The 21,406-nt window shown below is 71.2% G+C and carries 16 protein-coding genes and 1 pseudogene; 9 read left to right on the top strand and 8 right to left on the bottom strand.

Annotated elements, in window-relative coordinates:
- Window positions 1-110 precede the first annotated feature (110 nt).
- The 3 genes from OG247_RS25555 (at window position 111) to rarD (ending at window position 4,398) form a co-directional block, all read left to right on the top strand.
- On the top strand, window positions 111-2,192 hold the full coding sequence (locus tag OG247_RS25555) for a 2-oxoacid:acceptor oxidoreductase subunit alpha (protein WP_442813398.1): 2,082 nt from the start codon (window positions 111-113) through the stop codon (window positions 2,190-2,192).
- Window positions 2,185-3,252 carry a 2-oxoacid:ferredoxin oxidoreductase subunit beta gene (locus OG247_RS25550; protein WP_327254443.1) on the top strand — a complete coding sequence of 356 codons (1,068 nt, stop codon included), beginning with the start codon at window positions 2,185-2,187 and terminating at the stop codon, window positions 3,250-3,252. The genes OG247_RS25555 and OG247_RS25550 overlap by 8 nt, the downstream gene beginning before the upstream one ends.
- Window positions 3,253-3,426: 174 nt before the next feature.
- The gene (gene rarD, locus OG247_RS25545; RefSeq protein WP_327254442.1) at window positions 3,427-4,398 is read left to right on the top strand and encodes an EamA family transporter RarD; all 972 of its coding nucleotides are present in this window, start codon (window positions 3,427-3,429) and stop codon (window positions 4,396-4,398) included.
- A gap of 74 nt (window positions 4,399-4,472) precedes the next feature.
- On the opposite strand, the gene OG247_RS25540 is transcribed toward rarD, so the two are convergent.
- Window positions 4,473-4,880, bottom strand: a complete 408-nt coding sequence (locus OG247_RS25540) for a DUF6193 family natural product biosynthesis protein (RefSeq protein ID WP_327254441.1) — start codon at window positions 4,878-4,880, stop codon at window positions 4,473-4,475.
- Between the two features lie 192 nt (window positions 4,881-5,072).
- On the opposite strand from OG247_RS25540, the gene OG247_RS25535 reads away from it, so the two are divergent.
- Window positions 5,073-6,389: a M28 family metallopeptidase gene (locus tag OG247_RS25535; RefSeq protein WP_327254440.1), complete on the top strand. Its 1,317-nt coding sequence runs from the start codon at window positions 5,073-5,075 to the stop codon at window positions 6,387-6,389.
- Between the two features lie 119 nt (window positions 6,390-6,508).
- Here OG247_RS25535 and OG247_RS25530 read toward each other — a convergent pair whose 3' ends face one another.
- From OG247_RS25530 to OG247_RS25515, 4 genes are all read right to left on the bottom strand, one after another.
- On the bottom strand, window positions 6,509-6,925 hold the full coding sequence (locus OG247_RS25530) for a hypothetical protein (protein WP_327254439.1): 417 nt from the start codon (window positions 6,923-6,925) through the stop codon (window positions 6,509-6,511).
- Window positions 6,922-7,125, bottom strand: a complete 204-nt coding sequence (locus tag OG247_RS25525) for a ribbon-helix-helix domain-containing protein (protein WP_239516343.1) — start codon at window positions 7,123-7,125, stop codon at window positions 6,922-6,924. Before OG247_RS25525 ends, OG247_RS25530 begins: the two co-directional genes overlap by 4 nt.
- Before the next feature lie 98 nt (window positions 7,126-7,223).
- Window positions 7,224-8,477 (bottom strand): LolA family protein, encoded by a 1,254-nt coding sequence (locus OG247_RS25520; protein WP_327254438.1) that lies wholly within the window; start codon window positions 8,475-8,477, stop codon window positions 7,224-7,226.
- Between the two features lie 275 nt (window positions 8,478-8,752).
- Window positions 8,753-9,763 (bottom strand): polyprenyl synthetase family protein, encoded by a 1,011-nt coding sequence (locus tag OG247_RS25515; RefSeq protein ID WP_327254437.1) that lies wholly within the window; start codon window positions 9,761-9,763, stop codon window positions 8,753-8,755.
- A 201-nt stretch (window positions 9,764-9,964) separates the two neighbouring features.
- Between OG247_RS25515 and OG247_RS25510 the strand changes: the two genes are divergently transcribed.
- Together OG247_RS25510 and OG247_RS25505 are read left to right on the top strand one after the other, a co-directional pair.
- Window positions 9,965-11,482 (top strand): peptide MFS transporter, encoded by a 1,518-nt coding sequence (locus OG247_RS25510; RefSeq protein ID WP_327254436.1) that lies wholly within the window; start codon window positions 9,965-9,967, stop codon window positions 11,480-11,482.
- 47 nt (window positions 11,483-11,529) lie between these two features.
- Window positions 11,530-13,536, top strand: a complete 2,007-nt coding sequence (locus OG247_RS25505) for a CocE/NonD family hydrolase (RefSeq protein ID WP_327254435.1) — start codon at window positions 11,530-11,532, stop codon at window positions 13,534-13,536.
- 20 nt (window positions 13,537-13,556) lie between these two features.
- Here OG247_RS25505 and OG247_RS25500 read toward each other — a convergent pair whose 3' ends face one another.
- On the bottom strand, window positions 13,557-14,366 hold the full coding sequence (locus OG247_RS25500; protein ID WP_327254434.1) for an HAD family hydrolase: 810 nt from the start codon (window positions 14,364-14,366) through the stop codon (window positions 13,557-13,559).
- A 141-nt stretch (window positions 14,367-14,507) separates the two neighbouring features.
- Between OG247_RS25500 and fahA the strand changes: the two genes are divergently transcribed.
- The 3 genes and pseudogenes from fahA to OG247_RS25485 all read left to right on the top strand — a co-directional run bounded on the left by fahA (window position 14,508) and on the right by OG247_RS25485 (window position 18,077).
- Window positions 14,508-15,731, top strand: coding sequence for a fumarylacetoacetase (fahA, locus tag OG247_RS25495; protein WP_327254433.1), 1,224 nt, complete (start codon window positions 14,508-14,510; stop codon window positions 15,729-15,731).
- Between the two features lie 141 nt (window positions 15,732-15,872).
- Window positions 15,873-16,940 (top strand): annotated as a pseudogene (locus OG247_RS25490) (HEAT repeat domain-containing protein); the annotation flags it as partial.
- A gap of 534 nt (window positions 16,941-17,474) precedes the next feature.
- Window positions 17,475-18,077 (top strand): hypothetical protein, encoded by a 603-nt coding sequence (locus OG247_RS25485; protein WP_327254432.1) that lies wholly within the window; start codon window positions 17,475-17,477, stop codon window positions 18,075-18,077.
- 68 nt (window positions 18,078-18,145) lie between these two features.
- Here the strand turns inward: OG247_RS25485 and nuoN are convergent, their stop codons facing one another.
- Together nuoN and OG247_RS25475 are read right to left on the bottom strand one after the other, a co-directional pair.
- Window positions 18,146-19,765, bottom strand: coding sequence for an NADH-quinone oxidoreductase subunit NuoN (gene nuoN, locus OG247_RS25480; RefSeq protein ID WP_442813655.1), 1,620 nt, complete (start codon window positions 19,763-19,765; stop codon window positions 18,146-18,148).
- Between the two features lie 38 nt (window positions 19,766-19,803).
- Window positions 19,804-21,405, bottom strand: a complete 1,602-nt coding sequence (locus tag OG247_RS25475; RefSeq protein ID WP_327254431.1) for an NADH-quinone oxidoreductase subunit M — start codon at window positions 21,403-21,405, stop codon at window positions 19,804-19,806.
- Window position 21,406 lies beyond the last annotated feature (1 nt).

Below are 21,406 nucleotides of genomic sequence, written 5' to 3'. Positions count from 1 at the left end.
GACAGACCGCCGAAGGGGCGGTCCAGAAAATGAGCAGCCCGGGGAAGCGATCCCTACGGACGTAGGGTGGAACTTGGGCAGTGCTCACGCCTCGAAGGAGGTCCAGTTCAGTGACCAGCCAGGTCAGTAGCCCAGCCGAACAGTCCGACGGGGCCGAAGGCGCAGTCGTCGGCGAGCAGCGGACGCCCCCGGGCCCGAACGGCGAACCAAACGGCGAATCAAACGGCGAACCAGCAGGCCACACGGGCCGCACGGGCCACGAAGGCCAAGGTGGAGACGCCAAGAACGCCGGGGACACCGCGGGCGCCAAGAACGCCGGCGACACCGCGCACGCCGGGACGAAGGAAGTGCGCCGACTCGATCGGGTGATCATTCGCTTCGCGGGTGACTCCGGTGACGGCATGCAGCTCACCGGTGACCGTTTCACCTCCGAGACCGCCTCCTTCGGCAACGACCTCTCGACGCTGCCGAACTTCCCGGCCGAGATCAGGGCGCCCGCCGGCACCCTCCCCGGCGTGTCGTCCTTCCAGCTGCACTTCGCCGACCACGACATCCTGACGCCGGGCGACGCCCCGAACGTCCTGGTGGCGATGAACCCGGCGGCGCTGAAGGCGAACATCGCGGACGTGCCGCGCGGCGCGGAGATCATCGTCAACACGGACGAGTTCACCAAGCGCCCGATGGCCAAGGTCGGCTACGAGACCTCCCCGCTGGAGGACGGCTCGCTGGACGCCTACAACGTCCACCCGGTGCCGCTGACCACCCTCACCGTCGAGGCGCTGAAGGAGTTCGGGCTCTCCCGCAAGGAGGCCGAGCGCAGCAAGAACATGTTCGCGCTGGGGCTGCTGTCCTGGATGTACCACCGGCCCACCGAGGGCACCGAGAAGTTCCTGCGGCAGAAGTTCGCGAAGAAGCCGCAGATCGCGGAGGCGAACGTCGCCGCCTTCCGGGCGGGCTGGAACTTCGGCGAGACCACCGAGGACTTCGCCGTCTCCTACGAGGTGGCCCCGGCCACCCGCGCCTTCCCGACCGGCACCTACCGCAACATCTCCGGGAACCTCGCCCTGTCCTACGGGCTCATCGCCGCAGGTCAGCAGGCCGATCTGCCGATCTACCTGGGCTCGTACCCGATCACCCCGGCCTCGGACATCCTGCACGAGCTGTCGAAGCACAAGAACTTCGGCGTGCGCACCTTCCAGGCCGAGGACGAGATCGCCGGCATCGGCGCGGCGCTGGGCGCGGCCTTCGGCGGCGCGCTCGCCGTGACCACCACCTCCGGCCCGGGCGTCGCGCTCAAGTCCGAGACGATCGGGCTCGCGGTCTCCCTGGAGCTGCCGCTGCTGATCGTGGACATCCAGCGCGGCGGCCCCTCCACCGGTCTCCCGACCAAGACGGAGCAGGCCGACCTGCTGCAGGCCATGTACGGGCGCAACGGCGAGGCGCCGGTTCCGATCGTGGCCCCGCGCACCCCGGCGGACTGCTTCGACGCCGCGCTGGACGCGGCCCGGATCGCGCTCACCTACCGGACCCCGGTGTTCCTGCTCTCCGACGGGTACCTCGCCAACGGCTCCGAGCCCTGGCGGATCCCGGACGTGGCGGACCTGCCGGACCTGAAGGTGCAGTTCGCCGCCGGCCCCAACCACGAGCTCGCGGACGGCACCGAGGTCTTCTGGCCGTACAAGCGCGATCCGCAGACCCTGGCCCGCCCCTGGGCGGTCCCGGGCACGCCGGGGCTGGAGCACCGGATCGGCGGCATCGAGAAGCAGGACGGCACGGGCAACATCTCGTACGACCCGGCCAACCACGAGTTCATGGTCCGCACCCGCCAGGCCAAGATCGACGGCATCCGGGTCCCCGACCTGGAGGTCGACGACCCGGACGGCGCGCGGACCCTGGTCATCGGCTGGGGCTCGACGTACGGGCCGATCACGGCCGCCGTACGCCGGCTGCGGATCGCCGGGATCTCCATCGCGCAGGCCCACCTGCGCCACCTCAACCCCTTCCCGAGGAATCTGGGCGAGGTCCTGAAGCGTTACGACAAGGTAGTGGTGCCGGAGATGAACCTCGGGCAGCTCGCGACCCTCCTGAGGGCGAAGTACCTGGTCGACGCGTCGTCGTACAACCAGGTGAACGGCATGCCGTTCAAGGCCGAGCAGCTCGCCAACCATCTCAAGGAGGCCATCAATGACTGAGGTGACCGACAGCCCCTCCCTGCTCTCGCTGGTGCCCAAAGCGGTCGCCAAGCAGTCGATGAAGGACTTCAAGTCGGACCAGGAGGTCCGCTGGTGCCCCGGCTGCGGCGACTACGCGGTGCTCGCGGCCGTCCAGGGCTTCATGCCGGAGCTGGGGCTGGCGAAGGAGAACATCGTCTTCGTCTCGGGCATCGGCTGCTCCTCGCGCTTCCCGTACTACATGGACACGTACGGGATGCACTCGATCCACGGCCGCGCCCCGGCCATCGCCACCGGGCTGGCCACCTCGCGCCGCGACCTGTCGGTCTGGGTCGTCACCGGTGACGGGGACGCGCTCTCCATCGGCGGAAACCACCTGATCCACGCCCTGCGGCGGAACGTCAACCTCAAGATCCTGCTGTTCAACAACCGGATCTACGGGCTGACCAAGGGGCAGTACTCCCCCACCTCCGAGGTCGGCAAGATCACCAAGTCGACCCCGATGGGCTCGCTCGACGCGCCCTTCAACCCGGTCTCGCTGGCGATCGGCGCGGAGGCCTCCTTCGTGGCCCGTACGGTCGACTCCGACCGCAAGCACCTCACCGAGGTGCTGCGCGCGGCGGCCGCCCACGAGGGCACGGCGCTGGTGGAGATCTACCAGAACTGCAACATCTTCAACGACGGCGCCTTCGAGGTCCTCAAGGACCACGAGCAGGCCCAGGAGGCCGTGATCCGCCTGGAGCAGGGGCAGCCGATCCGCTTCGGCGTGGACAACGCCAAGGGGGTCGTGCGCGACGTGGCCACCGGCGATCTGGAGGTCGTGACCGTGACCCCCGAGAACGAATCCCGGATCCTGGTCCACGACGCCTCCTCGGCCTCCCCGACGAACGCGTTCGCGCTGTCCCGGCTGGCCGACCCCGACACGCTGCACCGGACGCCCATCGGGGTGTTCCGCAACGTGCGCCGGCCCGTCTACGACACGCTCATGGCCGACCAGCTGGAGACGGCCGTGGACCGCAGCGGCAAGGGCGACCTGGGCGCGCTGCTGAGCGGGAACGACACCTGGACCGTCGTCGGCTGAACCGTCCTGCGCACGCCGCCGGAGCCCGGACCCCGCGGGAGGGTCCGGGCTTCGTCGTGTTCCGGCCGCCCGGAGGCCGCCCAGGTGTCATGAGCATCTCGTCGAACGCTAATGACTTTCGGGGCGGGCGGCGCTACCGTCGTCAGGTTGGCTTGAAGTAGCTCTGGAGGTCCCGTGAAGGCAGAGAACGACCAGCGCACGGGGTTGCTCTACGGCTTCGCCTCGTACGGAATGTGGGGGATCGTGCCCCTCTTCTGGCCGCTCCTCCAGCCCGCCGGAGCGATCGAGATCCTCGCCCACCGCATGGTGTGGTCCCTGGCCGTGGTCGGTCTGGCGCTGCTGGCCCTGCGGCGCTGGGGATGGATGGCGCAACTGCTGCGCCAGCCGCGCAAGCTCGCCCTCACGGGGGTGGCCGCCGCCCTGGTCACCGTGAACTGGGGCGTCTACATCTGGGCGGTCAACAACGGCGCGGTCGTCGAGGCGAGCCTCGGCTACTTCATCAACCCCCTGGTCACCATCGCGCTCGGCGTCCTGGTCCTCGGCGAGCGCCTGCGCCGCACGCAGTGGGCGGCGGTCGGGATCGCCGTCGCCGCCGTGCTGGTCCTCGCCGTCGGGTACGGGCGGCCGCCGTGGATCTCGCTGATCCTGGCCTTCTCCTTCGCCCTGTACGGGCTGATCAAGAAGCAGCTCGGCATGGGCGGCCTGGAGTCGCTGACCGCCGAGACCGTGATCATGTTCCTGCCCGCCCTCGGCTACCTGCTGTGGCTCGGCTCGCGCGGCGAGTCCACCTTCACCGCCCAGGGCCCGGGGCACGCCGCCCTGCTGGCCTCGGCCGGGCTGGTCACCGCGATCCCGCTGATCTGCTTCGGCGCGGCCGCGATCCGGGTCCCGCTGTCCACCCTCGGACTGCTCCAGTACATGGCCCCGGTCTTCCAGTTCGGGCTCGGCGTCCTGTACTTCCACGAGGCCATGCCGCCCGCGCGCTGGGCCGGCTTCTCCCTGGTCTGGGTCGCCCTCTCGATCCTCACCTGGGACGCCCTGCGCACCGCTCGCCGCTCCCGGGCCCGGCGCCTGGAGGCCCTGTCGGCGCCCCTTCCCAGCGCCCTCCCGAACACCCTTCCGGCCCCGGCGCGCGAGACCGCGTAACACCACTCGGAGCATCGACGGGCGCGTCTTCGGACGCGCCCGTCCGCATGTCCACCCCCTCCACGCCCCCGCCCCTACCCCTCCATCGGCAGCCCCGTCGTGGCGAGCCGGAGGCGGGGCGGTGCGTGCGCGGCCACCAGGGCGACGGCCTCCCCGGCCGAGGCGACCTCGCCGACCTCGCCGAAGGGGGCGCGCCGCACCACGCGGAACCGCCCGTCGGCCAGCGGGATCACGAAGGGGAGCGCCACCTCGTAGGGGAAGCGGGTCGTGCTGCTGAAGTGCACATGGCAATGACTCGTGTACGGGTACAGCTGCCGCAGGAGCGGGTGCTCGTGGGCCGCCTCCAGCACCGCGATGGTGCCGAGGTGCCAGACCTTCGGACCGAGGTGCTCCAGGCGCTCCAGGCGGTCCGTCCACGCCCGCCGGGTGCCGAGCCACTGCGCCTCGACGACCGCCGCACGGGTCTCTTCGTTCACATTCATCCCCCCAGTGTGCTCCCGTCGCAGCCCTGCGGGCGGCTCCGTCCGCTTTCCGAACGGGTCTGACCGGATTCAGGTCTTGACGCAGTGTCATGCTCTCGCTGACCATCAGGCTCGCACTGACGCACGCTGCTCACTTGTTCTACCCCGCACGTTTCCGCACACATCCCCAGTACGGAATCCCGGAGCCCCCACATGAGCCTGTCCGTCTCCCGGCGCCTCGCCACCGTGACCGCCCTCGCGGTCGCCGGCCTGTTCGCCGCCACCGCCCCCGCCGCGCTCGCCTCGCCGACCTCGGTCGCCGCGGCGCCCACGCCGCCCGACATCCCGCTCGCCAACGTCAAGGCGCACCTGACCCAGTTGCAGTCGATAGCCACCGCCAACGGCGGCAACCGCGCCCACGGCAGGGCCGGTTACAAGGCCTCGATCGACTACGTGAAGGCCAAGCTGGACGCGGCCGGATTCACGACCACCCTGCAGACCTTCACCTCCAGCGGCGCCACCGGCTACAACCTGATCGCCGACTGGCCGGGCGGCGACCCCAACTCGGTCCTGATGTCCGGCGCCCACCTCGACTCGGTGACCTCCGGCGCGGGCATCAACGACAACGGCTCCGGCAGCGCGGCCGTCCTGGAGACCGCGCTCGCCGTCTCCCGGGCCGGCCTCACGCCCACGAAGCACCTGCGCTTCGGCTGGTGGGGCGCGGAGGAGCTGGGCCTGGTCGGGTCGAAGTACTACGTCACCAATCTGCCGACCGCCGAGCGGGCGAAGTTCGCCGGGTACCTGAACTTCGACATGATCGGCTCGCCGAACCCGGGCTACTTCGTCTACGACGACGACCCGACGATCGAGCAGACCTTCAAGAACTACTACGCGGGCCTCGGCGTCCCGACCGAGATCGAGACCGAGGGCGACGGCCGCTCCGATCACGCGTCCTTCAAGAACGTCGGCATCCCCGTGGGCGGCCTGTTCACCGGCGCCAGCAACAGCAAGACGGCGGCGCAGGCGACGAAGTGGGGCGGCACCTCCGGTCAGGCCTTCGACCGCTGCTACCACTCCTCCTGCGACACCACGGCGAACATCAACGACACCGCCCTGGACCGCAATTCCGACGCCATCGCCTACGCGATCTGGAACCTCGGGTTCGCCGTCCCGGTCCCGCCGGGCCCGTCCTTCGAGAACACGGCGGACGTCTCCGTCCCGGACTCCCCGGCCGCCGCGGTGAACTCGCCGATCACGGTCTCCGGCGTGACGGGCAACGCCCCGGCCACCACCAAGGTCGACGTGAACATCGTCCACCCCTACATCGGTGACCTGGTGGTCGACCTGGTCGCCCCCGACGGCACCCTGTACAACCTGCACAACCGCACCGGCGGCAGCGCGGACAACATCGTCAAGTCCGTCACGGTCAACGCCTCCTCCGAGGTCGCCAACGGCGTGTGGAAGCTCCAGGTCAAGGACGTGGCCGCGCAGGACGTCGGCTACATCAACAGCTGGAAGATCACCTTCTAGCCCAACTGATCTAGTCCTCTTGGGCTCCGGCGTGATCCGATCGGATCATGCCGGAGCTCATTGCCGCCCCGCTCGCCCCGGCCGCCCGGAGGCTCGGGGCCCCGCTGGTGCTGCGTGTCCTACGAGTCCTGCGCGAGGCCCCGTAGCGAGGCCGACAGCGGCTCCTGGATCCGGGCCCGCAGTTCCTCCGCGACCGCCGCGACATCGGCGTGGCCCAGCTTCGCGGCCTCCACCAGATCGCCGAGTTCCTCCGGCGAGGGCAGCTGCTTGGCCCCGGCGACCCGCAGGTACGAGCGGGTGGCGGCGGCGGCGTAGAACTCGTTCATCGGGGATTCCAGCGCCGGGCACACGGCGAGGGTGTGCAGAAACGCGGCGGCCCGCCACGCGGTGTCCGGGGCGGGCTGTTCGGGGACCAGGACGAGGTCGTTCTGGTGGCGGGCCACGGCGGCGGCCACTCCGGAGGGATCCCACACGGCGGGATCGGACGGGAGATGGTGGGCCAGAGCGGTCCAGGCCCACTCCATGGTGATCTTCAATGCCCGAACCGCTCCTGGAAGTAGCCCCAGTGGTCGGCGAACTCCTCTATCCCGGACAGGAAGTTCTTCCGATCCTCGTCGAGTTCGCGTTCCGTGACTTCGGTGATCAGCGCGGTGACCGTCGTGCCCAGGGCCGCCGCACGCGCCTTCAGGCGTTCGTGGAACTCTTCTTCCAGGCGGATGGTGACGTGTCTCGACATGCTTTTCACGGTACAGCGGGGCCGCTGTACACAGGGCCGGAACGGCCCAAGGGTGGGCAGGGACACAGTCCCCGCCCACCCTTGGGTGCCGGTATCGCCTACTTGTCGGCGTCGGCCGCCTTCACCAGCTCGGCCTTGGTGACCGCGCCGACGTAGACCTTGCCGTCGTCCGTGATCAGAGCGTTGACCACGCGGGTCTTCAGGACGCGGCCCTCGCCGAACTTCCCGGAGACCTTCTCCCCGAGCGCGTCGAGGAACTGCGAGGCGCCCTTGGGCGCGTTCTCGTCCTTCGCCGCGTCGTCGAGGCCCTTGAGGGTGTTTTTCGCGCCGGTCTCGATCCGGGCGATCGAGGTCCAGCCCTCGCCGAGGACCTTCGGCTCGCCCTGGGCGCCCCCGGCGCCGCCGGTCAGGCCGCCCAGGCCCGGAATGGCCTCCAGCACGTCCAGGCCCTTGTCCTTGCCGTGCTCGCCGTCCTTGCCGGCCTTGCCGTGCTCGCCCGCCGCGCCCTCGGTCACCTTGGCGTCCTTGGGCGGGGTGAAGGCGAAGGTGTCGGCGGCGGGCTTGGCGAAGTCCACCTTGGTGAAGCCGGCGTCCACGATCGGCTTGCCGCCGTCGGTGGAGAGCAGCTGCACGCGCAGCGGCATGCCGTTCTTCGCGTCCACCGCGATCTTCACCGAGGCGACGGTCGAACCGCTGCCCTTCGGCTTCAGGACCAGCTGGTAGGCGTCGCGCCCGGCCACCTGGGCCGTGTCGCCGACGGTGACGTCGGTGGTCGGTCCGGCGGCCTCCAGCACCTCCTGGGCGATCTCCTGCGGGGTGCCCGGGAGGCCCTCGCCGGTCTTGCGCTCGGAGCTCTTGTCGCCCTTGTCACCCTTGTCCCCCTTGTCGGTGGGTGCCTTCTCGTGGAAGACCTCCTTCGACTTGGAGTCGTACCCCCAGACGTCGTCGCCGTTGTGGACGAGGCTGTACTCGTCCTTCCCGTCGACGAAGGTGAGCTTCTGGCGGTCCGGGCCGTCGGCGGCCACGCGGAAGGTGTGGGTGCCGCTCACCAGCTGGGCGAGCTTGTCCTGCGGGTCCGCGGAGCCGCCGGTCACGCCGCCACCGCCGCCCAGCAGGCCGGCCGGAAGGCTCGGCAGACCCAGGTCCGTGCTGATCTTGGCGCTGCCGGACAGCTGCTGCACGTCCGAGGCCGCGATCTTCTCGATGAGCTGCTGGGCCGTCACCTTCGGAAGGTCCGGTCCGCCGGCGTTCGCGAAGGCCGGAACCATCGCGATCGTGCCGGCGACCACACCGAACACCGCGACCGGTACGGCGTACCGAGCGGCCTTGCGGGTCTTTGCGTTCGTTGCCATGTCTGTCTGCCCTACCTCTGTGTGTAGGCGGCGACCTACCCGTCTCGCATGCGGTCGACAAGTGCGACCACGTCCACCCCTCGCCGCCACTCTCACCCGATCTGGTGGGGATGTGTCTCCATCTGACCAAAGAAGAGGGGGTCGGGGCGTCAGCCCCCGGAGCCAACTGTGCGTACGCCCCAGGGATGACAAGACGAGGGCCCGGCCTCCCCCACCCGTAGGGGTTGCCGGGCCCTCGGCCCCGATTCGGTGTATGCGGTCCCGCCTTCGGCCGGTCAGCCCGCGCGGTGGACCACGGCGTCGCAGAGCTCCACCAGCGCCGACTTCGCGAAGCAGTCGGGCAGCGGGGCCAGCGTGGCCCGCGCCTCCTCCGCGTACCGCACGGTGTCCTTGCGGGCCTGTTCCAGGGCCGGGTGGACCCGCAGCCGGGCGAGCACCTCGGCGTGCCGGACATCGTCCGTCAGGTCGCCGTCCAGGAGCCGTACGAGCTCCAGGTCGTCGGGGTCGCCGCCCTGGGCCGCCATCTCCCGCAGCCGCAGGACGGGCAGCGTCGGGATGCCCTCGCGCAGGTCGGTGCCGGGGGTCTTGCCGGACTCGTGCGAGTCGGAGGCGATGTCGAGGACGTCGTCGGCGAGCTGGAAGGCGGTGCCGAGCCGCTCGCCGTACTGGGTCAGGATGTCGACGACCGACTCGTCGGCGCCGGACATCATCGCGCCGAAGCGGCCGGAGACCGCGATCAGCGAGCCGGTCTTGCCGGCGATGACGTCGAGGTAGTGCTCGACGGGGTCGCGGCCGTCGCGCGGGCCGGCCGTTTCCAGGATCTGGCCCGTCACCAGCCGCTCGAACGCCTCGGCCTGGACCCGTACGGCCTCGGGGCCGAGGTCCGCCAGGATGTGCGAGGCGCGGGCGAACAGGAAGTCACCCGTCAGGACGGCCACGGAGTTGCCCCAGCGGGCGTTGGAGCTCTCCACGCCGCGGCGCACGTCCGCCTCGTCCATGACGTCGTCGTGGTAGAGCGTCGCCAGGTGGGTGAGCTCCACGACCACGGCGGCGGGGACGATCCCGGGCGCGTAGGGATCGCCGAACCGGGAGGCGAGCATCACCAGCAGCGGCCGGAACCGCTTGCCGCCGGCGCGGACCAGGTGCTGTGCGGCCTCGGTGATGAAGGGGACTTCGCTCTTGGTGGCTTCCAGCAGACCCGCCTCGACGGCGGCCAGTCCGGCCTGGACATCGGTCTCAAGAGCCTGGTCCCGCACGCTCAGTCCGAACGGCCCGACGACGGTCACGAGGGGTACTCCTGTCTGCTGACGATCACCTTGACGATCACACGGATTGTCGATGTGTCGCTGCCATCACTCAAGCCAGCGTATCGGGTCTGTTTTCGATCACCCAGGGCGCCTGTCCGGCCACGGGCCGCGCACCGGCCGGGCGGCGCCCCATGCGCCCCGGTATGTTCTAGAGCAGCCGAAAAAACCGGAGAATGCGTTTTGTCCAGAACTTCTACCGATATAGACGAGCCTTCCGACCCGGAGGCCGACCAGCCGCCGCCCGGCGACGACCACGCCTTCCTCGGGCATCCCAGGGGACTGGCCACGCTCTCCGGGCTGGAGGTCTGGGAGCGCTTCTCGTTCCTGGGCATGCAGGCCATCCTCGTCCTCTACTTCGCGGACACGGTGGCCAACGGCGGCCTGGGGATGAACCCGGGCACCGCGGCCTCCGTCTCGGCGGCCTACGGGACCATGGTCTACCTCGTCTCCGTCGCCGGCGGGTGGCTCGCCGACCGGATCCTCGGTTCCTACCGCGCCGTGCTCTGGGGCGGCATCCTGATCGCCTGCGGCCACTACGCCATGGCCGTGCCCACCGCCGCCATGACCTGGGTGGGCCTCGGCCTGATCAGCGCCGGGACCGGCCTGCTGAAGCCGAACGTGGCCAGCATGGTCGGCAAGCTGTACAAGACGGACGACGACCGGCGCGACGCCGGCTTCGCCCTGTACTACATGGGCATCAACATCGGCGCCTTCGCCGGCCCCCTGATCACCGCCTGGCTCGGCGAGCACCAGGGCTGGCACTGGGGCTTCTCGGCCGCCGCGATCGGCATGACCGCGGGCCTGATCCAGTACGTGGCCGGCCGCCGCCACCTGGCGGGACGCAAGCACTCCGCCGAGTTCGCGCTCGCGCCCGACGCGATGCGCTCGGCTGTGATGAAGATCATCGGCGGAATCCTGCTCTTCGCCGCGCTCGCCACCCTTCTGGCCGTACTGGGCTGGCTGACGATGGACCGGTTCGTCGACCTGCTCACCCTGATCTCGGTGATCGCGCCGATCGTGTACTTCGCGATCATGTTCCGCAGCGACCGGGTGACGGCCGCCGAACGGGGGCGCCTGCGCCCGTACGTGGTGCTCTTCCTGGCCTCGGTGGCCTTCAACTTCATCCTCTTCCAGGCGTACTCGACGATGATGCTGCTGGCGTCGACGAACGCCCGCACCGAGATCCTCGGCTTCACCTTCCCGGCCGGCTGGTACGCCTCCGCGCTCGGCGCGTTCGAGGTGCTGCTGGCCCCGGTCGTCGCCGCGCTGTGGGTCCGGATGGGCCACAAGCAGCCGCACGCCTCCAACAAGATCGCCATCGGCGTGATCCTGGGCGGCCTGTCCTTCCTCCTGATGGTCATCCCGACCTCGGGGCACTCGGGCGACACGTACAAGATGGCCGCCTGGTGGATCATCGGCTCCTACCTGCTGCTCGGCCTCGGCGACATCCTGTTGGAGACCTCCGGCATGTCGGCCACCACGAAGCTCGCCCCGAAGGCCTTCGCCAGCCAGACGATGGCCCTGTGGTTCCTCTCCCTCGCCCTGGCCAACGGCATCCAGGCGCAGGTGGTCAAGCTCTACGGCCAGGTCTCCAACCCCGCCTACTTCGGCGTCAACGGCGCCATCGCCGTCGCGGTGGGACTCGCCGTGATCGCGCTCGCGCCGTGGCTCAAGCGCACGATGCACCCCGTTCACTGACGCCGGTTGTCCACCGATCCTTCCGAGGAGATGGGCGAGAGAGTTCGATGATCATCCGTACCGATTTCCCCTACGGGACCAAGCACGAGGACGTCCGGATCCCCCTCCCGGACCGCACCGAGCTGTACGCCCGCATCTGGCGGCCGGTCACCGACGAGCCCGTCCCGGCGCTGCTGGAGTACCTCCCGTACCGCCTCACCGACTGGACCGCGCCGCGCGACTGGCAGCGCCACCCCTGGTACGCGGGCCACGGCTACGCCTCCGTACGCGTCGACGTGCGCGGCCACGGCAACAGCGGCGGCGACCCGGGCGACGAGTACGACGCCCAGGAGCTCGCCGACGGCGTCGCGGTCGTCGAATGGCTGGCGGCCCAGCCCTGGTGCACGGGGTCCGTGGGCATGTTCGGGATCTCCTGGGGCGGCTTCAACAGCCTGCAGATCGCTGCGCTGGCCCCGGAACCCCTCAAGGCGATCGTGACGGTCTGCTCCACGGACGACCGCTTCGACAACGACGTCCACTACATGGGCGGCTCCCTCCTCGCCGTCGACATGCACGCGTGGGCGGCCACCATGCTGGCCTTCGCCTCCCGCCCGCCGGACCCGCTCTACGCGGGCGAGGGCTGGCGCGACCAGTGGCTGTCGCGCCTCGGCGCGGTGGAACCCCTCGTCCACACCTGGCTCTCCCACCAGACCCGCGACGCGTACTGGCGCCACGGATCGGTGTGCGAGGACTACGGGGCCATCGGCGCGGCCGTCCTCGCCGTCGGCGGCTGGCACGACCCGTACCGCGACACCGTGCTCCGCCTGGTCTCGGCCCTGCCCGCCGACCGGGTCCGGGGCCTGATCGGCCCGTGGTCGCACCAGTACCCCGACCGGGGACTGCCGCCCGGCCCGGCGATCGGCTTCCTCCAGGAGACCCTGCGCTGGTGGGACCACTGGCTCAAGGGCAAGGACACCGGCGTCATGTCCGAGCCCCTCCTCCGCTCCTGGATCTCCGAGTCCCACCCGCCCGCGACCACCTACCCGACCCTGCCGGGCCGCTGGGTCGGCGACCCGTCCTGGCCCTCCCCGAACGTCGACCCCGTCACCTACGCCTTCCAGGGCGCGCCGGTCGTCGTGGCCTCCCCGCAGCACACCGGCCTGGACGCGGGCCGCTTCTTCCCCTTCGGCAACGACGCCGACCTGCCGCCCGACCAGCGCGAGGAGGACGCGAAGTCGGCCTGCTTCGAGTTCCCGGTGGGTGACGGCTCCGGCCCGGTGGAGATCCTGGGCCGCCCGGTCGTCAGGCTGCGCCTGCGCATGGACGTCCCGTACGGCCAGGTCGTGGCCCGGCTCTGCGACGTGGCCCCCGACGGCTCCTCGACGCTGGTCACGAGGGGCGTGCTGAACCTGTCCTCCCGGCAGGGCCGGGACAAGGCGGTGCCATGGCCGGTGGGCTCGTACGAGGACGTGCACTTCGAGCTGAACGGCATCGGCCACTCCTTCCCGCCCGGCCACCGCATCCGCCTGGCCCTCTCCTCGGCCTACTGGCCGTGGATCTGGCCGCGCGCCGGCTCGGAGGCGGGCTGGACCCTGGACCCGGCGGGCAGCGCGGTGGAACTCCCGGTCCGCGACCCGTCCTCGGACGAGGAGCCGATCCTCTTCGAGGCCCCGGAACAGTCGGAGCCCCTGGGGGTCTCCTACCCGGCGACCCTGGACGCCCCCCGGCCGGAACGGCTGGTCGTACGGGACGTCGCGCGCGGTGTGTGGCGCCTGGAGGTCGACCCCCGCTACGGCGGGACCCGTGTCTACCCCGACGGCCTGGAGTTCAGCGAGGACGCGCTGGAGGTCTACGAGATCCAGGAGGCGGACCCCTTGTCGGCCCGGACCCACTCCACCTGGACGGTACGACTGCACCGGCCGGAGCTGGGCTGGGACGTCTCGGTGGTGACCCGCTCGGACATCACGTGCGACGAGGGCGGCTTCCTGACGTCGAACGAGGTGGTGTGCCGCGAGGGCGACGAGGTGCTGTTCCACCGCACGTGGGAGCGGAGGCTGCCGCGCGCGGCGGTCTAGCGCCGCCGGGCCAGGCCGGGCTAGGCCGGGAACAGCCGCTCCAGTACCACCGCGATGCCGTCCTCCTCGTTCGAGAGGGTGACCTCGTCCGCGACGGCCAGAAGCTCCCGGTGGGCGCCCGCCATCGCGACCCCGTGGGCCGCCCACGCGAACATCGGGATGTCGTTCGGCATGTCGCCGAAGGCGATCGTGGACGAGCCGGCGACGTCCAGGAGTTCCGCCGCCACCGCGAGGCCGCTCGCCTTGTCGATGCCCGGGGGCTGGAGTTCGACCGTGTGCTCCCCCGCCATCGTGACGTTGACCAGGTCCCCGACCACGCCCCGGGCGATCTCCGTCAGCTCGTCGTCGGAGAGGCGGGGGTGCTGGAGCAGGACCTTGTTGATGGGGGAGGTCCAGAGGTCGGCGCGCCGGGCCACCGACACCGTCGGCAGGTGGGGGTGGAACATCCGGTAGCCCGGACCCATCAGCATCTCCGCGTCGACGCCCTCCTGGTTGACCGCCGCCCAGACCTCGCCGACCTCCGCCTCGATCTTCCCGAGGGCGACTTCGGCCAGCTCCCGGTCCAGGGGGACGGAGTGCAGCATCCGTCCGGCCGCCGCGTCGTAGACCTGCGCTCCCTGCCCGCACACCGCGAGTCCCGTGTAGCCGAGGCCGTCCAGGACGTGGCGGACCTGCGGGACGGGGCGGCCCGTCACGATGATGTGCCGGGCGCCGGCCGCGCGGGCGGTGGCGAGGGCCGTGTGGGAGCGGGCCGAGACGGTGTCTCCGGCGCGCAGCAGAGTCCCGTCCAGGTCGGTGGCCACGAGTGCATAGGGGAGGGCGGAAGTCACGCGTCCAAGGATACGGACCTCCCCGGACAAATCTTACAAATAGTGCCCGAATCCGGCCTCCCGCACGCCCCACCAGCCCCTTAACCTGTCAAGCAGCTCCCGGGACACCCCCGGGCCGCGTCGAAAGCGAGGCAGCACCCCATGCCCCAGCAGAGCCCCCTCGATGTGCCCGAGGGCGACCCGTTCGGGCCGCACAACCTCCCCTACGGCGTGTTCTCCACCGCCGGGGAGGAGCGGCGCCGGATCGGTGTCCGCATCGGCGGGTACGTGCTCGACGCCGGGGCGGCCGCGGCCGCGCTCGGATCCCCGTACGCCGGACTGCTCGGGCAGCCCTCGCTCAATCCGCTGCTCGCCGCGGGCCGCACCGCCTGGAAGGACGTACGGCGCGCGCTGACCGCCTGGGTCACCGACCCCGGCCACCGCCCCTCCGTGGAGCCGCACCTGCTGCCGCTGGAGGAGGCCGTCCTGCACCTCCCGTACGAGGTCGCCGACTACGTCGACTTCTACGCGAGCGAGCACCACGCGACGAACGTCGGCAGGATGTTCCGGCCGGACGGGGACGCACTGACCCCCAACTGGAAGCACCTGCCCATCGGTTACCACGGCCGCGCCGGGACGATCGTCGTGTCCGGGACCGACGTCGTACGGCCCTCCGGCCAGCGCAAGGCGCCCGCCGACCCGGCGCCCGTCTTCGGGCCGTCCGTGAAGCTCGACATCGAGGCCGAGGTCGGCTTCGTCGTCGGCACTCCCTCGGAGCAGGGCCGTCCGGTGGCCCTCTGCGACTTCGAGGAGCACGTCTTCGGGCTGTTCCTGCTCAACGACTGGTCCGCGCGCGACATCCAGGCCTGGGAGTACGTGCCGCTCGGCCCCTTCCTCGGCAAGTCCTTCGCCACCTCCGTCTCCGCCTGGGTCACCCCGCTGGAGGCCCTGGACGCGGCCCGGGTCGCCCCGCCCGCGCGGGACTTCCCGCTCCTGCCCTACCTCGAGGACTCCGGCGCCGACCGCCCCGGCGGCTTCGACCTGCGCATCACCGTGTCCATCAACGGGCAGGAGGTGGCCCGGCCGCCGTTCGCCTCGATGTACTGGACCGCCGCCCAGCAGCTCGCCCACATGACCGTCAACGGCGCCTCCCTGCGCACCGGCGACGTGTACGGCTCGGGCACCGTCAGCGGCCCGGAGACCGACCAGCGCGGCTCGCTGCTGGAGCTCACCTGGAACGGCCGCGACGCCATCGAGCTCGCCGACGGCAAGCGCACCTTCCTGGAGGACGGGGACACCGTCACCCTCACCGCGTGGGCGCCGGGCGCCGACGGCACCCGCGTCGGCCTCGGCGAGGTCACCGGCCGCATCGTGGGCACCCGCTAGTCCGCATCTCGGGACGGCGGCTGACGGCGGGGTGGCGGATCTTTCCGCCGCCCCGCCGTTTGCGCAGGTCATAGCCGTACGCCGGCACCCGCGGGTGGCGCAACACTGCGGCAACACCACCGGCCCGGCCCCGTCGGTATGCACCACCTGGACCTGCGCAAGTCCCCTTGGGGGGCGATGGAGTTCACGGCGCGCCCGGTCGACCCCTACCTGGTGCCGGTCCCGGAGTTCACCCCGACGGGCGGGCCCTCCCGGCACCTGGGCGAGGTCGAGCTGGTCGGCGTGGCCCTGGCGGGCGGCGAGGCCCGGGCGGCGGCACCCTCGTCGGCCGGCCGGGACACCGGATCCGAGCCGGGCTCACCCCGGATCCTGGAACTCCTCTCCCTCGCGGAGGAGGCCCCGGACCTGCACGCCCTCCTCCCCTACCTGGACGACCCCGACCCGGCGGTCCGCGCCACGGCGGTGGCGGTGCTCGGCGAAACCGTCCCCGCGGGCGCCGGCCCCGCCCTCGGGGCGCGGCTCGCTGACCCCGACCCGGCGGTCCGCGCGGCCGCGGCGGCCGCGCTGCGCGAACTGCTGGAGGTGCTCACGCCCGACCCCGAACTGGGCGCGGCCCTGCGGGCGGGCCTCGCGGTGCCGGATCCGGCGGTCCGCTCGGCGGCGCTCGAAGCCCTACGGGTCCTGCGGCTCGGGGAGCCCGAACTGTACGAGCGGTCCCTTCGCGACGCCGACGTGGACGTCCGCATCCAGGCCGTCCGGGCGCTGGTCTCGGTGGACGCGGAGGCTGCGCTGGCTCCGGCCGCCGGGGACACCTCCCGGGAGGTCCGGGTCGCCGTCGCCAAGGCCCTGGGCACCCTGCGGGCGGGCTCCGCCCTGGCCCCGCTCCTGTCGGACCCCGACCCACTGGTCCGGGCGGCGGCGCTGGCGGCGGTGGCCTTGACCGGCGGCCACGCGGCGCGGGCCGTCTCCTCCCTCGCCGACCCGGCGTGGCAGGTCCGCGCCGGAGCCGCCACCGGCCTGTCCTCGGCCCCGGCCGGGGTGGCGGTGCCGCCCCTGTCCCTCGCGCTGTCCGACCCGAACGCGGACGTCCGCAAGGCCGCGGTGCTCTCGCTGCGCGCGCTCCGCCCCGACCCGTCCGCCGTGGCGGCCCTGGCCTCGGCCGCCTCCGACCCCGACGCGGACGTCCGCGCGTACGCCACCCGCGTTTAGCTGCGCCCCGACCCGGCTGCGGGTGTGCCACCGCGCGGGGCGAAGTCCCCTACCCGCCCTTCCACCGTTCCCAGGGCCCGGCCCTGACCCGGTCCTCAAACGCCGGACGGGCTGAAGGCGGGTCCCGGGCTGCGCCCGGACCCCCTGGGGCTCCGCCCCAGACCCCGGTCCTCAAACGCCGGACGGCTGAATTTCCCGGTCGGGGTCGGAGGCTTGCGGCCCGGGGCGGGGACGGGGGCGGGGTGGGGTGTTGGCCGGGACGTAAAGCGTGATGTGTGGCGCAGGCACACCCCACAACTGTCGAAGAAGTACACAGGGCGCCTAAATCATGCAGTCCAGGCCGACACCCCACCCCGCCCCCGGCACCGACCCACCCGCAGCCCCCGAGCCCCGACCACAACCCAGCCCCGCCGGCGTTTGAGGCGCAGGGGCCCGGGGACCGGTCCCCGGACCCCCCGTTCGGAGCCCCGCCACGTGCAGCCGCGCCACCGCGCCGGGATGGTGGTCGAAAGCCCCCGAACGGCAGGAGTCCCGATGCCTCTCCGTCCCCGCAAGGCCTTCCTGACCTGCGCGGCCGCCATATCCCTCGGCCTGGCCGCCACCGTCACCACCGCCGTCCCGGCCCACGGCGTCGAAGGCCCCGCTCCCGACCCGAGGAACGCGCAGGCCATGCGCGACATGGCCACGGCGATCCGGGTGACGGCCAAGTACGTGGACGAGCGGCAGGCCCTCAAGGACGGGTACGTGCCGCACGGCACGGAGTGCATGACCAACCCGTTCGGGGTCGGCACCATGGGCTACCACTACGTGAAACAGGCCAACTGGGGTTCGACGGACCCGGCCAAGCCGACCGCCCTGCTCTACAGCACCGAGAAGGACGAGAACGGTCGCCGCAAGCTCCAGACGGTGGAGTGGATGTCCACCGACCGGGACCAGGACCTGAAGACCACCGACGACCGGCCGAGCATGTTCGGCCTGCCCTTCGACGGGCCGATGCCGGGCCACTGGACGGGCATGCCCAAGCACTACGACCTGCACATGTGGGCGTACGAGGACAATCCGGCGGGCCGCTTCCACAACTGGAACCCCGCCCTGACCTGCCCGAAAACCAGCACCCCCGCACCCCACCCCCACTGAGCGCACGGCAAAGGGAAGGGCCCGGCCCCCTCGAAGGGAAGCCGGGCCCCAGGCCGTACCGCGTACGGTCAGCGCACGAACGTGCTCGCACTCCCCGCCAGGTCCAGGAAGTACTGCGGGGCCACGCCCAGCACCACCGTGACGGCGACGCCGACCGCGATCGTCGTCATCGTCAGCGGGGACGGGACGGCGACCGTGGGGCCGTCCGCCTTCGGTTCGCTGAAGAACATCAGGACGATCACCCGGATGTAGAAGAACGCGGCGATCGCGGACGAGATGACACCGACCACGACCAGCGCTCCCGCGCCGCCCTCCGCCGCCGCCTTGAAGACGGCGAACTTGCCGGAGAAGCCGGAGGTCAGCGGGATGCCCGCGAAGGCGAGCAGGAACACCGCGAAGACCGCCGCCGTCAACGGAGAACGACGGCCCAGCCCCGCCCACTTGGACAGGTGCGTGGCCTCGCCGCCCGCGTCGCGCACCAGCGTGACCACCGCGAAGGCGCCGATCGTCACGAAGGAGTACGCGCCCAGGTAGAAGAGGACGGACTGGACGCCCTCCGCCGAGGTGGCGATCACACCGGCCAGGATGAAGCCGGCGTGCGCGATCGAGGAGTAGGCGAGGAGCCGCTTGACGTCGGTCTGGGTGACCGCGATGACGGCTCCCGCCAGCATCGTGACGATCGCGACGCCCCACATGACCGGCCGCCAGTCCCAGCGCAGGCCGGGCAGCACCACGTACAGCAGTCGCAGGAGGGCGCCGAAGGCGGCCACCTTCGTCGCCGCCGCCATGAAGCCGGTGACCGGGGTGGGGGCGCCCTGGTAGACGTCCGGGGTCCACATGTGGAAGGGGACCGCGCCGACCTTGAAGAGCAGGCCCATGAGGATCAGCGCGCCGCCGATCAGCAGCAGCGCGTCGTTGCCCATGGTGTCGGCGAGCGCCGGGTCGATGTTCGCCACGGTGCCGTCGACGACCTCCGCGATCGCCGCGTAGGAGACCGAGCCCGCGTACCCGTAGACGAGCGCGATGCCGAAGAGGAGGAAGGCGGAGGAGAAGGCGCCGAGCAGGAAGTACTTGACGGCCGCCTCCTGCGACATCAGCCGCTGGCGGCGGGCGAGGGCGCAGAGCAGGTACAGCGGGAGGGAGAAGACCTCCAGGGCCACGAACAGCGTCAGCAGGTCGTTGGCCGCGGGGAAGATCAGCATCCCGGCGACCGCGAACAGTGCGAGCGGGAAGACCTCGGTGGTGGCGAAGCCCGCCTTGACGGCTTCCTTCTCGCTCTCGCTGCCCGGTACGGACGCCGCCTGTGCGGCGAAGGAGTCCACCCGGTTGCCGTGGGCGGCCGGGTCCAGGCGCCGCTCGGCGAAGGTGAAGATCGCCACGACCGAGGCCAGGATGATGGTGCCCTGCAGGAAGAGCGCCGGGCCGTCGACGGCGATGGCGCCCATGGCCGCGATGTGAGCCTTGGAGCTGCCGTACCCGCCGGCGGCGAGTGCGACGACCGCCGCGAAGGCCGAGGCCAGCGCGGCGACTGCGAGGAACACCTGCGTGTAGTAACGGGCCTTGCGCGGTACGAAGGCCTCTACGAGGACTCCGATGATGGCCGCGCCCAGCACGATGAGCGTGGGCGACAGCTGGGCGTACTCGATGTGCGGGGCCGGGATCTTGTCGATCGGCGCCGCGGCCGCCAGGTTCGGCAGCAGGTTCTGGGCTGCGGCAGTCAGGGTGCTCACTTCGCCCCCTCCCCGTCATTGGTGTGCTTGGCCTCGACGGCCACCTCGGGCTTCGGGTCCGTCTGCTTCACGTCCGACATGGTGTGCTTCACCGCCGGGTTGACGATGTCGGTCAGGACCTTCGGGTAGACGCCCAGTCCGATCAGCAGCGCGATCAGCGGGGCGACCACCAGGACCTCCCGCAGGCGCAGGTCCGGCATGGTGCGGACCTCCTCCTTGACCGGGCCGGTCATGGTGCGCTGGTAGAGGACCAGCGTGTAGAGCGCCGCCAGCACGATGCCGAAGGTGGCGATGATGCCGACGACCGGGTACCGGGCGAAGGTGCCGACCAGGACGAGGAACTCGCTGACGAACGGGGCGAGGCCGGGGAGCGACAGGGTCGCGAGGCCACCGATCAGGAAGGTGCCGGCCAGGACCGGGGCCACCTTCTGCACGCCGCCGTAGTCGGCGATGAGCCGGGAGCCGCGCCGCGAGATCAGGAAGCCGGCGACCAGCATGAGCGCCGCCGTCGAGAGCCCGTGGTTGACCATGTAGAGCGTCGCGCCCGACTGGCCCTGGGAGGTCATCGCGAAGATGCCCAGGATGATGAAGCCGAAGTGCGAGATGGAGGCGTACGCCACCAGCCGCTTGATGTCCCGCTGCCCGCAGGCGACCAGCGCGCCGTAGACGATGCTGATCAGGGCCAGGACGAGGATCACCGGCGTGGCCCACTTGCTGGCCTCGGGGAAGAGTCCGAGGCAGAAGCGGAGCATCGCGAAGGTGCCGACCTTGTCGACGACGGCGGTGATCAGGACGGCGACCGGGGCCGTGGCCTCGCCCATCGCGTTCGGCAGCCAGGTGTGCAGCGGCCAGAGCGGGGCCTTCACCGCGAAGGCGAAGAAGAAGCCGAGGAACAGCCACCGTTCGGTGTTGGTCGCCATGTCGAGCGTGCCCGCCGCGCGGGCGGCGGTGATCTCCTGGAGCGAGAAGTTCCCGGCGACCACGTAGAGCCCGATGACGGCGGCCAGCATGATCAGGCCGCCGACCAGGTTGTAGAGGAGGAACTTGACCGCCGCGTACGAGCGCTGCGCGGCCGCGTTCTCGTCGGACCCGGCGTGTGCCCGGTCCCCGAAGCCGCCGATGAGGAAGTACATCGGGATGAGCATGGCTTCGAAGAAGATGTAGAAGAGGAAGACGTCGGTGGCCTCGAAGGAGATGATCACCATCGCCTCGACCAGCAGGATCAGGGCGAAGAAGCCCTGGGTCGGCCGCCAGCGCGAGGAGTTCGTCTCCAGCGGGTCGGCGTCGTGCCAGCCGGCCGCGATCACGAAGGGGATGAGCAGCGCGGTGAGTGCGATCAGCACCACCCCGATGCCGTCGACGCCCAGTTCGTAGCGGACGCCGAAGTCCGCGATCCAGGAGCGCGATTCGGTGAGCTGGTAGCGGTCGCCACCGGGCTCGAAGCGGACCGCGACGAGCACGGCCAGGGCCAGGGTCGCCAGCGAGAAGAGCAGGGCGAGCCATTTGGCGGCGGTCCGGCGGGCGGCCGGGACGGCCGCCGTCAGGATCGCACCGACCGCGGGGACCGCGGCCGTCACCGTCAGAAGCGGGAAACTCATC

It is taken from the genome of Streptomyces sp. NBC_01244 (assembly GCF_035987325.1).
Classification (GTDB): Bacteria; Actinomycetota; Actinomycetes; order Streptomycetales; family Streptomycetaceae; genus Streptomyces.
The sequence above is the reverse complement of the archived record's forward strand: the minus strand, read 5'-3'. Positions and strand labels throughout refer to the sequence as shown.